Source organism: Mesorhizobium sp. M2E.F.Ca.ET.209.01.1.1 (assembly GCF_004010375.2).
Lineage (GTDB): Bacteria > Pseudomonadota > Alphaproteobacteria > Rhizobiales > Rhizobiaceae > Mesorhizobium.
In genome coordinates, this window is sequence record NZ_SADP02000594.1 from 1 (window position 1) to 345 (window position 345).

The window sequence follows — 345 nt, forward strand, 5'->3', positions numbered from 1 at the left end:
CGAAATCGCCGGCCGAGGCGGCGTTCGACATGGGGAAGAAATAGCCGTCGCAAGTGCGCACGCAACTGGTGTGGAATTCGCCGCCGCTGCCCGCAACGTCCGGAATGCCGGGCTGGTTCAGGACGCGGCTGACATCGCTTTCTTCGCCCGAATCGTCAGGCTGGTCCAAGGTATCGATCCGCCGGTTGTCGGCGCCGAAAAGCTGGTCGAAGAGGTTGGCATTGTCCCCATCTTCACGATTGGCTTCCTGCGGAGGCGCGCGACGGGGCCCCACCGCATCGTCACGGCAGTCATTGGCATCGAGCGCCGCCAGGATGCGGCCGCGGTCGCGGCGTGAGCCGCCGC

At 66.4% G+C, this 345-nt stretch carries 1 protein-coding gene; it reads right to left on the reverse strand.

What is annotated here, in order from left to right:
- Positions 1–345 (reverse strand): DUF2865 domain-containing protein (locus tag EN852_RS37050; RefSeq protein WP_135879777.1); only part of this gene is annotated, 345 nt, incomplete at both ends.